Below are 13,089 nucleotides of genomic sequence, written 5' to 3'. Positions count from 1 at the left end.
GTTTATTCGAAATAAATCAACAGATAAACGATTCAACGAATAAACTTATTTTAACTGTGTTTGGTATGCAATGGCATACATTTTAAGTTGTTTTATCATACTCACCAAACCGTTCGCTCTGGTTGGTGATAAATGTTCTTTTAATCCAATTTTATCAATAAAATCGGTATCGGCATTAATAATGTCTTTTGGATGCTGATTTGAAAATACGCGTATTAAAATTGCAATAATACCTTTAGTAATAATAGCGTCACTATCGGCGGTAAATTCTATTTTATCGTTTTTCATTTCGGCATGAACCCAAACTTTACTTTGGCAACCTTTTATGATGTTGCTGTTAGTTTTATATTGGTCGTCAATTAGAGGTAAATCTTTACCCAAATCAATCATATATTGGTAACGCTCTTCCCAATCTTCAAACATTGAGAATTCGTCTATTATTTCATTTTGTATGTCTTGAATACTCACAATTGTAAATTTAATTTTTGTCACCTCGAGCGCAGTCGAGAGGTTAACATATTTATAGGTCTCGACTGCACTCGACCTAACAGTATAATTCTACGCAAAAATACAATAAGAAATGTTGCTATTCAATGTTTTCTGAAATAGATAGCATTTCTTTAACAAGTTCTGCTATTTCTTTGGGCGGATTCCCATGATCGAAGCTTTGGCTTTCATAGGTTTTGCCATCATAAGTTATTTTTAAGTTGGCTATGGCAGCACCATCAAAAAAGCGATTTTCTGAAGGTGCTTTTAGGTTTGGGATATTCTCAATATCAATGGGCTTTAGGGCTTTTAAAATACTTTTCCAATTAGGTTTGGAACAGGGTTTTATTAAGCGCGTTTCACCTCTTTTGTTTAGTACGGAAATACTTTTTTTACTGATGGAAATGTGTTTGAAAGTTCTTCTGGAATGTGTAGAATAGTCAATAGAAATAGTGTCTTGTTTTATATTGGCTTGTGAACAACCATTGTCTACAAACAATAGTGATAAAAGAACTATTAGAAATTTCATGATGATGTAAGGTTTAGTTTCTTTTTATAATATAACAAAAAAGAAGCCAAAAATTAAGACAACATCATTTTTGCTTTTTTAACACCAGTAACTAAAGCGTCTATTTCTTCTTTGGTGTTATAAAATGCGAAAGAAGCTCGCACCGTTCCTGGAATTTTAAAATAATCCATTATAGGTTGTGCACAATGGTGACCAGTTCGAACAGCGATTCCTAATTTGTCTAAAATGGTACCAACATCATAGGGATGAATTCCTTCTAGGTTAAATGAAACAACTGAAGCTTTATTTTTTGAAGTTCCGTAGAATTTTAAACCATCAATCTGCGATAATTGTGATGTGGCGTATTCTAGAAGTTCGTGTTCGTATTTAGAAATAACATCAAAACCAATACTGTTCATATAATCGATGGCTGCTCCAAAAGCGATGCCACCACAAATGTTTGGGGTTCCTGCTTCGAATTTATGTGGTAAATCGGCGTAAGTTGTTTTTTCAAAAGTAACTTCGGCTATCATTTCACCACCACCTTGGTAAGGGGGTAATTTTTTCAACCAACTTTCTTTTCCGTAAAGCATGCCTTCGCCCGTTGGCCCACACATTTTGTGAGCTGAAGCAACATAAAAATCGACATCTAAAGCCTGAACATCGGGCTTTATGTGAGGGCACGATTGTGCACCATCAATTAAAACTGCAGCACCAACTTGGTGGGCTTTTTCAATAATATATTCAATAGGGTTGATAGTTCCTAAAGCGTTTGAAATATGATTTACAAAAACTAGTTTCGTGTTTTTTGAAAGTAATTTATTGTATTCGGTCATTACCAATTCACCTTCTTGGTTCATAGGAATGACTTTTAAAAGAGCTCCAGTACGTTCGCACAACATTTGCCAAGGCACAATGTTACTATGGTGTTCTAAAGCTGAAACAATAATCTCATCTCCTTTTTTTAAGATGGAAGAAAAGCCGTTTGCAACTAAATTTATACCGTGCGTAGTGCCCGATGTGAATATAATTTCGTGTGCAAATTTGGCGTTGAAATGTTTTTGAATTTTGTGCCTTGCTTGTTCGTATTTATCGGTAGCTTCCTGACTTAAGCTATGTACACCACGATGAATGTTGGCGTTGTAATTTGAGTAATAATCCACAATAACATCGATAACTTGTTTTGGGGTTTGTGATGTTGCAGCATTATCAAAATACATCAATGGTTTGCCATTTACTTTGCGAGAAAGAATGGGGAAGTCTTTTCGGATGGTTTCTACGTTGAACATGGCTTTATGTTTAGCCCCGATAGTAGTCTTTCGACTCCGCTCAAGATAAACTTGAAATCCTCCTTTTGTGAAAGACCCTTCGATTGAGCTCAGGGTGACCTAAAAAAAGATATAGCGGATAGCGGGAATAGCTTCAAATAATTTTATAAATCAAACCCAAGATTTACACCTAATTTGTTGGCGATAATTTTAGTAATGCGCTGTTTGATTTCTGGAATTTTAACAGAACTTAACACGTTATTACTAAAGGCGTACATTAAAAGTGCCTTGGCTTCTTTTTCTGGAATTCCGCGCGAACGCATGTAAAACATGGCACTTTCGTCTAGTTGTCCGATGGTACAACCGTGTGAGCATTTTACATCATCAGCAAAGATTTCCAGCTGAGGTTTGGTGTTTATGGTTGCTTTATCGCTTATTAAAATGTTGTTGTTGGCTTGAAACGCATTAGTTTTTTGAGCCTCTTTTTCAACTACAATTTTCCCATTAAAAACGCCTGTTGAGTTTTCGCCGAAAATACCTTTGTAATCTTGATGACTCTCACAATTTGGTTCGATATGATGCACCAAGGTGTTGTGGTCTACATGTTGTTTGTCGCCAATAATGGTCACGCCCTTTAGGGTAGATTCGATGCGTTCTCCCGTTTGGTAGAAATTCAAATTGTTGCGCACCAATTTCCCGCCAAAAGCAAACGTATGTACCGATGCAACACTTTCTTGCTTTTGCTTAATAAATGTGTTGTCTATAAGCGTTGCGTTTTGGTTGTCGTTTTGAATTTTGTAATAATCAACAATGGCGCGTTTGTTGGCAAAAATTTCGGTTACGCTATTTGTTAAAACAGCATTATCCGTTAAGCTTTGATGGCGTTCTATAATTTGTACATGTGAATTCTCATCAACCACAATCAAATTACGAGGCTGCAACATGGTTGCCGATTCATTTCCTGTTGAAAAATAGATGATTTGAATTGGCTTTTGAACCAATTTATTTTTCGGAATGTGAATATAGGCTCCTTCACTTGAAAATGCAGTGTTTAATGAAGTAAGGCTATCTTTTGTAGCTGCTTTATTAAAATAGTTTTCAATGATTAAACGGTATTTTGGTTTTGTTAATGCAGAAGACATTAAGCAAACATCCAATCCGTCGTGTGTGGTTTGCGATAGGTGTGAAGAATACTTTCCATCAATAAACACTACATTAAAAGTGTCTATATCATGAATAAAATATTTTTTTACATCGTTATATTCTATAGCATTTTCATTTTTAGGGAAAACACTGTAATCTTCTTTTAGAATACTGTTTAAAGAAGTGTATTTCCATGCTTCTTCCTTTTTGGTAGGGAAGCCTTTTTCTTCAAATATTTTGATAGCTTCGCTTCTAACATCGTGTACGTATGCATCTACATCTACGCGTTCTTCGAATGCTAAAAAGGATGATATTAATTTTTCTTTTAAATCCATTTTGTTGAGTTGAAATGTTTAAAAGTTTGAAAGTAAAAAGTTGGACTACATGTAACTTTTAAACTTTAAAAACTTTTTACTTTTAACTGATTTTTAAGCGTTCACTTCTTCTTTAATCCAGTCGTATCCTTTTTCTTCAAGTTCATGGGCTAATTCTTTTCCGCCCGATTTTACAATACGACCGTTATAAAGTACGTGTACAAAATCTGGAACGATATGGTCTAACAAACGTTGATAATGTGTAATAACTATAACCGCATTGTCTTTGCTTTTTAGTTTGTTAACGCCGTTTGCAACAATACGAAGGGCGTCAATGTCTAAGCCAGAATCGGTTTCATCAAGAATGGCCAATTTAGGTTCAAGCATTGCCATTTGGAAAATTTCGTTACGTTTCTTCTCGCCACCTGAAAAACCTTCATTTAATGAACGGGATAAAAATTTTCTATCGATTTCTAATAACTCCGATTTCTCACGGATTAATTTCAACATGTCTTTAGCAGGCATTTCTTCTAAACCTTGCGCTTTACGTGTTTCGTTAATAGCAGTTTTCATGAAGTTTGTTACCGAAACTCCCGGAATTTCAACAGGATATTGAAATGACAAAAACACCCCTTTATGAGCGCGTTCTTCAGCAGCTAATTCATTGATGTCTTCATTATTGAATATGATATCCCCTTCGGTAACTTCATATTCTTCTTTTCCTGCAATAACAGAAGCTAGTGTGCTTTTTCCTGAACCGTTTGGTCCCATAATCGCGTGAACCTCTCCAGCTTTAACTTCTAAATTTATGCCTCTTAAAATGGCTTTATCTTCAACACTTGCGTGTAAATTTTCAATTTTTAACATGTTGTTAATTTGATTCTATTTTTATACTTTATAATAATTTATCCTACAGAGCCTTCTAAACTAATTTCCAATAGTTTTTGAGCTTCCACAGCAAACTCCATAGGAAGCTTATTTAATACCTCTTTACTAAATCCGTTTACAATAAGTGCAATGGCTTTTTCAGTATCTATTCCACGTTGGTTGCAATAGAAAATTTGGTCTTCACCAATTTTACTAGTGGTTGCTTCGTGTTCTATTTTTGCTGACTTGTTTTTAGCTTCTATATATGGAAACGTGTGTGCACCGCATTCGTTACCCATAAGTAAACTATCGCATTGTGAAAAGTTACGGGCGTTATCGGCATTCGGACTTATTTTTACCAATCCGCGGTAACTATTTTGTGATTTTCCTGCTGAGATACCTTTCGAAATGATAGTCGATTTAGTGTTTTTTCCTAAATGAACCATTTTCGTACCCGTATCAGCTTGTTGGAAATTGTTGGTAACGGCGATGGAGTAAAACTCTCCAACCGAATTATCTCCTTTTAAAACACATGATGGGTATTTCCAAGTTACGGCACTACCGGTTTCCACTTGCGTCCAAGAAATTTTAGCGTTCTTTTCGCATAAACCACGTTTGGTTACAAAATTGAAAACACCCCCTTTGCCTTCGGCATTTCCAGGGTACCAGTTTTGTACAGTTGAATATTTTATTTCAGCGTCATCTAAAGCAATAAGCTCAACAACAGCTGCGTGTAATTGATTTTCATCACGACTTGGTGCGGTACAACCTTCTAAATAAGAAACGTAACTGCCTTCATCTGCAATAACCAAAGTTCTTTCAAACTGACCCGTTCCTGCTTGATTGATTCTAAAATAGGTAGACAATTCCATAGGACATTTTACGCCTTTTGGAATGTAGCAGAAACTTCCATCACTAAAAACAGCAGAGTTTAAAGCAGCATAGAAATTATCTTTTTGAGGAACAACCGTACCGATATATTTTTTAACTAAGTCTGGATGTTCGCGTAAAGCTTCAGAAATTGAGCAAAATATAATCCCTTTCTCTCCTAAAGTCTTTTTAAATGTTGTTGCTACCGAAACGGAATCTACCACAACATCCATGGCTACACCAGATAGTTTTTTTTGTTCATCCAATGAAATACCAAGTTTAGCAAATGTTGCTAATAACTCAGGATCTACTTCATCTAAACTATTGTATTTAGGTTTGCTATTTGGTGCTGAATAGTATGAAATAGCTTGAAAATCTGGTTTGGTGTAATGCACATTTGCCCATTCTGGTTCAACCATTTTTTCCCAAGCACGAAACGCTTCTAAGCGCCATTCGGTCATCCATTCTGGTTCTTCTTTTTTAAGAGAAATTGCACGAACAATATCTTCGTTTAAACCCACAGGAAACGTGTCAGATTCTATATCGGTATAAAATCCGTATTCGTATTCCTTGGTTTTAAGTTCTTCCCTTAAATCGTCTTCAGTATATTTATTCATAATTAGTATTAATGTTGTAAAGTAAAAAGTTATAAAGTTGAGTTTAAGTATTTTATTAAACCACTAATTAACTTCGAAACTTCGTTTACTTTTAACTTTAATTTTTCAAATTCTTCTGAACTTAAATAATTTATATCATAAGCTAAATATAATTGCGAGCGAAACTCCCCTGATAATGCTTTGGCAATGTATAAAAAGCGAATGAACTCCTTTGTTGTTTCTCTTTCAAATCCTTCAGCTATGTTTGAAGAAATTGAAATACTTGAACGTCTTATTTGGTCTCTTAAACCAAAATCAACATTAAAGTATTTATTTTCTTTAGTTAAATTGTAAATGTCCTTGTTTAATTCTCGGGCTTTCTGCCTTGAAATAATTTCTTCAAAAAGAATTAAATTTCGCCGTTTACCTTAAAACTTTTTAACTTTCTACTTTATAAACTTACAGTGAAAACGATTCACCGCAACCACATGTGCGATTTGCATTTGGGTTGTTAAACACAAATCCGGTGCCGTTTAATCCTCCAGAGTATTCTAAAGTAGTTCCTACTAGGTACAAGAAACTTTTTTTGTCTACAATAATTTTCACATCATTATCCACAAACACTTTATCATCTTCTGCATTTTCTTTATCAAACTTTAAATCGTAAGATAGCCCAGAACAACCACCGCTTTTAACGCCTACTCGTACAAAGTCGGTAGTAGGGTTAAAGCCATCTTCTTGCATAAGTTCGATAACTTTTTTCTTAGCTGTTTCAGAAACTTTTATCATATGTTTTTAATTAGATTTAGATAAGTCTTAAATCATTTTTTATTAAGACGATTTCTAAATAGGGTACAAATATACAATATAAGTCACGTATTACCATGTAACCTAACATTATATTAGCATATAGTTTTATAGGTTTTCCCTATTGATTAAAAAAGCAGCAACTTTGTTATAGATTTATGGGTTTAAGTTGAAAAATTTGAATTTTTATTAGCGATAGCTTATACGTTTATATAAATAAGCTTCTTATTTTTGCAGCATGATAGAAGATAAAAATCAACAACGTACATCATTAAGTGAGTTAGGTGAATTCGGACTTATAGACCACTTAACTAAAAACTTTAAAATCAATCACAAATCAACCATAAAAGGTGTGGGGGATGATGCAGCCGTTTTAGAGTTTAACAATAAGAAGATTGTATTGACTACCGATTTGTTGGTTGAAGGTGTGCATTTCGATTTAAGCTATATGCCCTTAAAACATTTGGGTTATAAAGCGGTTATGGTTAATTTATCGGATGTGTATGCAATGAATGCCAATCCAACCCAAATTACTATATCTATAGCTGTATCCAATAGGTTTCCTTTAGAGGCACTTGAAGATTTGTATGCAGGTGTTGAAACGGCTGCTAAAATTTATAATATTGATGTTGTTGGTGGCGATACCACATCGTCTAATACGGGATTGTTAATTTCGGTTACAGCCATTGGCGAGGTAGATCAAGAGGTTTATAGGTCTGGTGCAAAGCCAAGTGATTTGTTGGTTGTTTCTGGCGATTTAGGAGGTGCATATATGGGGCTGCAAGTGTTGGAGCGTGAAAAGGAAGTATATAAAGTGAACCCAAATAGTCAACCAGATTTAACGCCGTATTCTTATATAATTGAGCGTCAATTAAAACCAGAGGCTAGAAAAGATATTGTAAAATTGTTGAAAGATTTGGATGTGAAGCCAACTTCGATGATAGATATAAGTGATGGTTTATCTTCTGAAATTATACATTTATGTAAACAAAGTAATGCAGGTTGTGATTTATATGAGGATAAAATTCCGTTAGACCCACAAGTTATTTCTACTTGTGAAGAATTTAATTTGGATAGTACAACAGTTGCTTTGAATGGTGGTGAAGATTATGAATTGTTGTTTACAATATCTCAAACAGATTTTCCAAAAATAAAAGCAAACCCTAACTTTAGCGTGATTGGTTATATGAAAGAAGTAAGCGAAGGGATGCATTTAGTAACTAGAGGTGAATCAAGAATACCAATAAAGGCACAAGGGTGGAAAAACTTTGGTGATTAAGCTATTTGTAATTTAGCTTTTTGTTCAATTTGATTTTCTTTAAGTTTTTTAATGCGCAAAATACGTTTGTGATGTATACGTTCTAAAACATCATTTATTTCTTTAAACTTTGGTGTTAGTTCAATAAGGTTGCCGTTACCGCTGGTAGTAAGTTGTTTTTTACAGGTTTTGCAAGCGTATTCTTTAACATGATAGGTAACATTTCTAGTTACTTTGAAATCATGCCCAAAGACCATGCAATGAATGTTTTTCATTTAATTGCCTTAATTAGTTTAATTAGAGACCATTAAACTATAAAAAACATTTATAAGTGGTTAATAATCTGTTAATAAATCGACGAAAGGATTGCTTTTTCCTTTAAACGTTCCATTCTTGAATTGTGAATGCGCTCTAAGATGGCATTAATCTCTTTAAATTTTGGAGTTAATTCTATTAAACTTCCATTGCTGTTTGTAGTTAACTGTTTTTTGCAGTGTGAACATGTGTACTCTTTAACATGGTAGGTCACTTTTTTAGATACTTGATAATCATGCCCAAAAAAATTGCAATACATTTTTGGCATTAAAGCAGGCTTTGTGGTTGGTTTTTTCATAAGTTGCTTTGTTTGAGGAGTAAACATAATAAAAAAACAGAAATAAACGACAAAACTATATTATTTTTCGATGAAATGCATGATATTTATTAAGAAATCACTTTCATTTTCAATATGACTCATGTGTCCGTCTGGAAATTCAACTACTTTAATGGTGTTGTTCTTGGTTTGATTAATGAGTGTTTCATAGTCTAAAACAGGATCTTTTTTGCTTATAATCATCATTTTTTTGAAATTAGATAATTGAAGTATGTGTGTTCTGTTTTTTCTAATTTTCATACCTTCCAACGCAGCAACAATACCTTGTAATGGAGTTTCTAAAGCACTATTAATAACTTCTTTAATTTTATCGGCGAAAATAATTCTGTTTTTTGGTCTAAATAAATTGTTTATCGCAATTCTAACAAAGGTTTTGTGATTTTGTTTAACAGCAAGAATAGCGCGGTCTCTGTTTTGCTTTTTTTCTTCTGTATCAGGGAAAGCTGTAGAATTCATTAAACATAAACCTTTTAAATTGTTTGGGTTTTGTTCCGCGAAAGCGAGTGCTACATACCCACCCATAGAATGCCCAATAAGTGTTGGTTTGTTTATTTTTAAATGGTTTAAAACCGCTTCAACAGTTTCTGCCATAAGTTCCATAGTGTGCAGGTAACCTAAGCATTCGGTTTTCCCATGACCCAATAAATCAATACAAATAACGCGGTTTTTTTTTCTCAGTTCTGGAATGAAAGCATTCCACATGGTAGCGTTTTCTAAAAATCCGTGAAGCAAAACTACAGGGTTTCCTTCGCCTTGGTCGGTGTAAAAAACATTTATGCCTTTGTAAGGTAGTTTCATTTTGATTAAATGAATTAAGTAGTTTAAGGTTTTACTTTCTTAATAGCTGTAAAAGCTTTATCAACAAATTCATCCTCAACTAAAATGGTAAACTCGTTGGTAGTAGAAATAACTTCATAAAGTACAATGCCTTCCCAAGCTAAACGCTTAAAAAACTGATAATATAATCCTGCAATTTTAGAGTTGTCTTGTGGCAGGTTAACACTAATGGCAGAAAGCCCGTCTTGAATGGCAATAAAACTTTCGCTTTTTAAATTCTCTTTTATAAAATCGTTTAAACTGCTCGAAATAATAATATTGCTTTCGTGAATGCCTCTTGTAAAGGTGTAAAATAATTTAGACTCTTGGTTGATACGTTCTAAAATTTTAGCGTGGTTATCAATTATGGTTTCAGAATTCTTTATAGTGAAATCGGTTAGGTTTGAACGCACCGTTATATCGCCCAAATTCTGCATGAATTTTTTCATTTTTAAAGAATTTGACAAAGCTGGTGGTGGATTGTATCGTCGTAAAGCCATCATAATAGCACCAGGCTTCACGTCTTTTTTTAGCATCTTGCTTATTGGTTCGGTAAGTTCTATGGCCAAAGCGCTAAAGTTTATTATGTTTCTTGAAAGCGCTTCTTCTAGGTAAGGTTGTGTGATTAATATGTCTTCAACACAGTTTGATACAGTCTTCATGTTAATTATTTAACAATATGTGTAAAAATAAACATATTTTTTAATAAATATCTTTTTTAAGCTAAGGAGTTATACTTTCGCCGTCTAAATTAATGAAATCAAATTGATTTTAAAGGAATTAAAGAAACAAGCATAACGTATGAGAGTATTAAAATTTGGTGGAACTTCGGTTGGATCGGTTGAAAATATATGTAATGTTAAGAATATTATAAACGACGGCGAAAAAAAGGTTGTTGTTTTGTCGGCTATGTCTGGTACAACAAATCAGTTAGTTGCTATTGCAAAACACATTGCTGATAATGAAAGTAATGAAAGTGTTGATAAAATCAATAAACTTCACCAAACATATATTACGGTAATAGACAATCTTCTTGCGAATGCCTCATTGAATAAAGAAGTTAAAACATACGTTTCTAGTATTTTTAATTTGTTGGTTGAATGTACTGCTAAGCCTTTTTCAATTGATTTGGAAAATGAAATTGTTGCTCAAGGTGAGTTGCTTTCAACATATATGGTGAATAGTTATTTAAAGCAAGAAGGAGTAAGTTCAAGTTTATTGCCAGCTTTAACTTTCATGAAGATTGATTCGGATAAAGATCCGGATGTCAATTATATAAAAGCACATTTTAAAACAGCTTTTGATAAAGCTGAAGACGCTCAAATTTACATCACACAAGGGTTCATCTGTTTAGATGATAAAGGGAAGATTTCGAATCTTCAACGTGGTGGAAGTGATTATACGGCAACTATTATTGGGGCCGCTATTAATGCAGAGGAGGTTCAAATTTGGACAGACATTGACGGTATGCATAACAACGACCCAAGATATGTTGAGAATACCAGGCCAATTTCAAATTTATCATTTGATGAGGCAGCTGAATTGGCATACTTTGGAGCAAAAATATTACACCCTCAAACAGTAACACCTGTTAGGTCACTTAATATTCCAGTGCGATTAAAAAATACCATGAACCCAGAAGCTTATGGTACTTTAATAAATAACGACCATTCTGAAAATGGCGTGAAAGCTATGGCTGCTAAAGATGGTATTACTGCTATTAAGATTAAATCTGGCAGAATGCTTCAAGCACACGGGTTTTTAAGAAAAGTATTTGAGATTTTTGAAGTTTACGAAACTTCAATTGATATGATAACAACTTCGGAAGTAGCTGTTTCTTTAACTATTGATGACGATAGAAACTTAAATAAAATTTTAGCTGAACTAGAAAAATTCGCAATTATTGAAGTAGATAAAAACCAAAGTATTATTTGCTTGGTGGGTCATTCTGTGGTGAATCATTCAGAAACATATAAGTTATTCCAAATATTACAAGATGTGAAAATTAGAATGATTTCCTATGGAGGAAGTAACAACAATATTTCACTTTTAGTGGACACTAAAAATAAAATTAATACGCTGCAAAAACTAAACGATTATTTATTTGAATTAGTCACTCTATAAATTACAATATTTAGTAATGTTAGCAAAAAGGGTCGTTGAAAAACGACCCTTTTATTATTTTATGAATTCATTAAATCCTCAATTTCTTCAGCTTCAATTGGGATGTTTCGCATTAAGTTAAATGGTTCTCCAGTTTTTTGAATCACTACATCATCTTCCAATCGAATGCCAAAACCTTCTTCAGGCATATAAATTCCAGGTTCTACGGTAAAAACCATATTAGCTTGCATAGGCTCAGTTAAAATGCCATAATCATGTGTGTCTAAGCCCATGTGGTGACTGGTTCCGTGCATAAAGTATTTTTTGTAAGCAGGCCAATCGGGGTTTTCGTTTTGAACATCGGCTTTGTCTAATAACCCTAACCCTAATAATTCTGATGTCATTAGTTTCCCAACTTCTACATGGTAATCAGTCCAAATAGTTCCTGGAACTAGTAGTTTTGTGGCTTCATTTTTTACTCTTAAAACCGCATTGTAAACTGCTTTTTGTCGATTGGAATATGTTCCGGAAACTGGAATGGTTCTACTTAAGTCGCTAGAATAATTAGCATATTCGGCAGCCGTATCAAATAATATTAAATCGCCCGCTTTACATTGTTTGTTGTTTTCAATATAATGCAAAACGTTGGCATTGTTTCCTGAAGCGATGATGGGTGTGTATGCAAACCCTTTAGAGCGGTTGCGTAAAAATTCGTGCATTAATTCCGCTTCAATTTCATATTCCCAAACCTCAGGTTTTACAAAATTTAATATTCTACGAAATCCTTTTTCGGTAATGTTACAGGCTTGTTGAATTAAGTCAATTTCAATAGGGTCTTTAACCGAGCGAAGGCGTTGTAATATTGGTGCGCTTTTTGCAACCCTGTGTGCGGGGTATTTTTCTTTTAACCATTTGGTGTAACGGTCTTCGCGGGTTTCGGTTTCAACATTCGCTCTGTAATGTTCGTTGGTGTTTATATAAACGGTGTCACATTGTGTCATTAATTCAAACATTATTTTTTCCATGTCTTGAAGCCAATATACCGTTTTAATACCACTGGTTTCAAAGGCTTTTTCTTTGTTAAGTTTTTCGCCTTCCCAAACAGCAATGTGTGCATTGGTTTCTTTTAAAAATAAAATTTCACGATGTTTTTCTTTTGGGCAGTCGGGAAACAATACCAAAATGCTTTCTTCTTGGTCTACACCACTTAGATAAAAAATATCGCGATGTTGTTGAAAAGGCATTGTGCTATCTGCGCTTATTGGATAGATATCATTTGAGTTAAAAACAGCCAAACTGCAAGGTTTCATCTTAGCAGTAAAGTTTTTTCTGTTGCTAATAAAAAGAGAGGAATTTATTGGTAGATATTTCATGTGTTTGTTTTTAAATCCGCTATAAATC

General features: G+C 33.9%; 15 protein-coding genes. 2 read left to right on the top strand and 13 right to left on the bottom strand.

Going from position 1 to position 13,089, the window contains the following annotated elements; genetic code table 11:
- Positions 1 to 45 precede the first annotated feature (45 nt).
- The 8 genes from VP395_RS06655 to VP395_RS06620 all read right to left on the bottom strand — a co-directional run bounded on the left by VP395_RS06655 (position 46) and on the right by VP395_RS06620 (position 6,841).
- The gene (locus VP395_RS06655) at positions 46 to 468 is read right to left on the bottom strand and encodes a SufE family protein (protein ID WP_346240973.1); all 423 of its coding nucleotides are present in this window, start codon (positions 466 to 468) and stop codon (positions 46 to 48) included.
- Positions 469 to 586: 118 nt separating this feature from the next.
- Positions 587 to 1,015 (bottom strand): hypothetical protein, encoded by a 429-nt coding sequence (locus tag VP395_RS06650; protein WP_346240972.1) that lies wholly within the window; start codon positions 1,013 to 1,015, stop codon positions 587 to 589.
- A 53-nt stretch (positions 1,016 to 1,068) separates the two neighbouring features.
- The gene (locus tag VP395_RS06645) at positions 1,069 to 2,283 is read right to left on the bottom strand and encodes an aminotransferase class V-fold PLP-dependent enzyme (RefSeq protein WP_346240970.1); all 1,215 of its coding nucleotides are present in this window, start codon (positions 2,281 to 2,283) and stop codon (positions 1,069 to 1,071) included.
- A gap of 143 nt (positions 2,284 to 2,426) precedes the next feature.
- The gene (sufD, locus tag VP395_RS06640) at positions 2,427 to 3,740 is read right to left on the bottom strand and encodes a Fe-S cluster assembly protein SufD (protein ID WP_346240969.1); all 1,314 of its coding nucleotides are present in this window, start codon (positions 3,738 to 3,740) and stop codon (positions 2,427 to 2,429) included.
- 93 nt (positions 3,741 to 3,833) lie between these two features.
- A complete protein-coding gene (gene sufC / locus VP395_RS06635; protein WP_346240967.1) occupies positions 3,834 to 4,586 on the bottom strand; it encodes a Fe-S cluster assembly ATPase SufC in 753 nt (250 codons plus the stop codon).
- A 38-nt stretch (positions 4,587 to 4,624) separates the two neighbouring features.
- The gene (gene sufB / locus VP395_RS06630) at positions 4,625 to 6,073 is read right to left on the bottom strand and encodes a Fe-S cluster assembly protein SufB (protein WP_346240966.1); all 1,449 of its coding nucleotides are present in this window, start codon (positions 6,071 to 6,073) and stop codon (positions 4,625 to 4,627) included.
- A gap of 29 nt (positions 6,074 to 6,102) precedes the next feature.
- Positions 6,103 to 6,408: a four helix bundle protein gene (locus VP395_RS06625; protein ID WP_428833353.1), complete on the bottom strand. Its 306-nt coding sequence runs from the start codon at positions 6,406 to 6,408 to the stop codon at positions 6,103 to 6,105.
- Positions 6,409 to 6,511: 103 nt separating this feature from the next.
- Positions 6,512 to 6,841, bottom strand: a complete 330-nt coding sequence (locus VP395_RS06620) for a HesB/IscA family protein (RefSeq protein ID WP_346240965.1) — start codon at positions 6,839 to 6,841, stop codon at positions 6,512 to 6,514.
- Between the two features lie 256 nt (positions 6,842 to 7,097).
- Between VP395_RS06620 and thiL the strand changes: the two genes are divergently transcribed.
- The gene (gene thiL, locus VP395_RS06615) at positions 7,098 to 8,138 is read left to right on the top strand and encodes a thiamine-phosphate kinase (protein ID WP_346240964.1); all 1,041 of its coding nucleotides are present in this window, start codon (positions 7,098 to 7,100) and stop codon (positions 8,136 to 8,138) included.
- Here thiL and VP395_RS06610 read toward each other — a convergent pair.
- From VP395_RS06610 to VP395_RS06595, 4 genes are all read right to left on the bottom strand, one after another.
- Positions 8,135 to 8,392, bottom strand: a complete 258-nt coding sequence (locus tag VP395_RS06610) for a hypothetical protein (RefSeq protein WP_346240963.1) — start codon at positions 8,390 to 8,392, stop codon at positions 8,135 to 8,137. The two genes, thiL and VP395_RS06610, sit on opposite strands and share 4 nt — an antisense overlap.
- A 71-nt stretch (positions 8,393 to 8,463) precedes the next feature.
- Positions 8,464 to 8,730, bottom strand: coding sequence for a hypothetical protein (locus tag VP395_RS06605; protein ID WP_346240962.1), 267 nt, complete (start codon positions 8,728 to 8,730; stop codon positions 8,464 to 8,466).
- A gap of 60 nt (positions 8,731 to 8,790) precedes the next feature.
- The gene (locus VP395_RS06600; RefSeq protein WP_346240961.1) at positions 8,791 to 9,567 is read right to left on the bottom strand and encodes an alpha/beta fold hydrolase; all 777 of its coding nucleotides are present in this window, start codon (positions 9,565 to 9,567) and stop codon (positions 8,791 to 8,793) included.
- 23 nt (positions 9,568 to 9,590) lie between these two features.
- On the bottom strand, positions 9,591 to 10,247 hold the full coding sequence (locus tag VP395_RS06595) for a hypothetical protein (protein WP_346240960.1): 657 nt from the start codon (positions 10,245 to 10,247) through the stop codon (positions 9,591 to 9,593).
- A gap of 139 nt (positions 10,248 to 10,386) precedes the next feature.
- Here VP395_RS06595 and VP395_RS06590 point away from each other — a divergent pair, with 139 nt between their 5' ends.
- Positions 10,387 to 11,709 carry an aspartate kinase gene (locus VP395_RS06590; RefSeq protein WP_346240959.1) on the top strand — a complete coding sequence of 441 codons (1,323 nt, stop codon included), beginning with the start codon at positions 10,387 to 10,389 and terminating at the stop codon, positions 11,707 to 11,709.
- Between the two features lie 59 nt (positions 11,710 to 11,768).
- Here the strand turns inward: VP395_RS06590 and VP395_RS06585 are convergent, their stop codons facing one another.
- Positions 11,769 to 13,061: an aminopeptidase P N-terminal domain-containing protein gene (locus VP395_RS06585; RefSeq protein WP_346240958.1), complete on the bottom strand. Its 1,293-nt coding sequence runs from the start codon at positions 13,059 to 13,061 to the stop codon at positions 11,769 to 11,771.
- Positions 13,062 to 13,089 lie beyond the last annotated feature (28 nt).

Origin of the sequence: Mariniflexile soesokkakense (genome assembly GCF_039650365.1) — a bacterium.
In the GTDB taxonomy this organism is placed as follows: domain Bacteria; phylum Bacteroidota; class Bacteroidia; order Flavobacteriales; family Flavobacteriaceae; genus Mariniflexile; species Mariniflexile soesokkakense.
The sequence above is the reverse complement of the archived record's forward strand: the minus strand, read 5'-3'. Positions and strand labels throughout refer to the sequence as shown.

Bases quoted from the DNA above. Each gene is read 5' to 3' on its own strand.
- VP395_RS06605 (WP_346240962.1), bottom strand. From the start codon at position 8,730: ATGAAAAAACCAACCACAAAGCCTGCTTTAATGCCAAAAATGTATTGC.
- VP395_RS06620 (WP_346240965.1), bottom strand. From the start codon at position 6,841: ATGATAAAAGTTTCTGAAACAGCTAAGAAAAAAGTTATCGAACTTATG.
- VP395_RS06650 (WP_346240972.1), bottom strand. From the start codon at position 1,015: ATGAAATTTCTAATAGTTCTTTTATCACTATTGTTTGTAGACAATGGT.
- VP395_RS06590 (WP_346240959.1), top strand. From the start codon at position 10,387: ATGAGAGTATTAAAATTTGGTGGAACTTCGGTTGGATCGGTTGAAAAT.
- VP395_RS06585 (WP_346240958.1), bottom strand. From the start codon at position 13,061: ATGAAATATCTACCAATAAATTCCTCTCTTTTTATTAGCAACAGAAAA.
- sufD (WP_346240969.1), bottom strand. From the start codon at position 3,740: ATGGATTTAAAAGAAAAATTAATATCATCCTTTTTAGCATTCGAAGAA.
- sufC (WP_346240967.1), bottom strand. From the start codon at position 4,586: ATGTTAAAAATTGAAAATTTACACGCAAGTGTTGAAGATAAAGCCATT.
- VP395_RS06610 (WP_346240963.1), bottom strand. From the start codon at position 8,392: ATGAAAAACATTCATTGCATGGTCTTTGGGCATGATTTCAAAGTAACT.
- VP395_RS06600 (WP_346240961.1), bottom strand. From the start codon at position 9,567: ATGAAACTACCTTACAAAGGCATAAATGTTTTTTACACCGACCAAGGC.
- VP395_RS06595 (WP_346240960.1), bottom strand. From the start codon at position 10,247: ATGAAGACTGTATCAAACTGTGTTGAAGACATATTAATCACACAACCT.
- thiL (WP_346240964.1), top strand. From the start codon at position 7,098: ATGATAGAAGATAAAAATCAACAACGTACATCATTAAGTGAGTTAGGT.
- sufB (WP_346240966.1), bottom strand. From the start codon at position 6,073: ATGAATAAATATACTGAAGACGATTTAAGGGAAGAACTTAAAACCAAG.
- VP395_RS06645 (WP_346240970.1), bottom strand. From the start codon at position 2,283: ATGTTCAACGTAGAAACCATCCGAAAAGACTTCCCCATTCTTTCTCGC.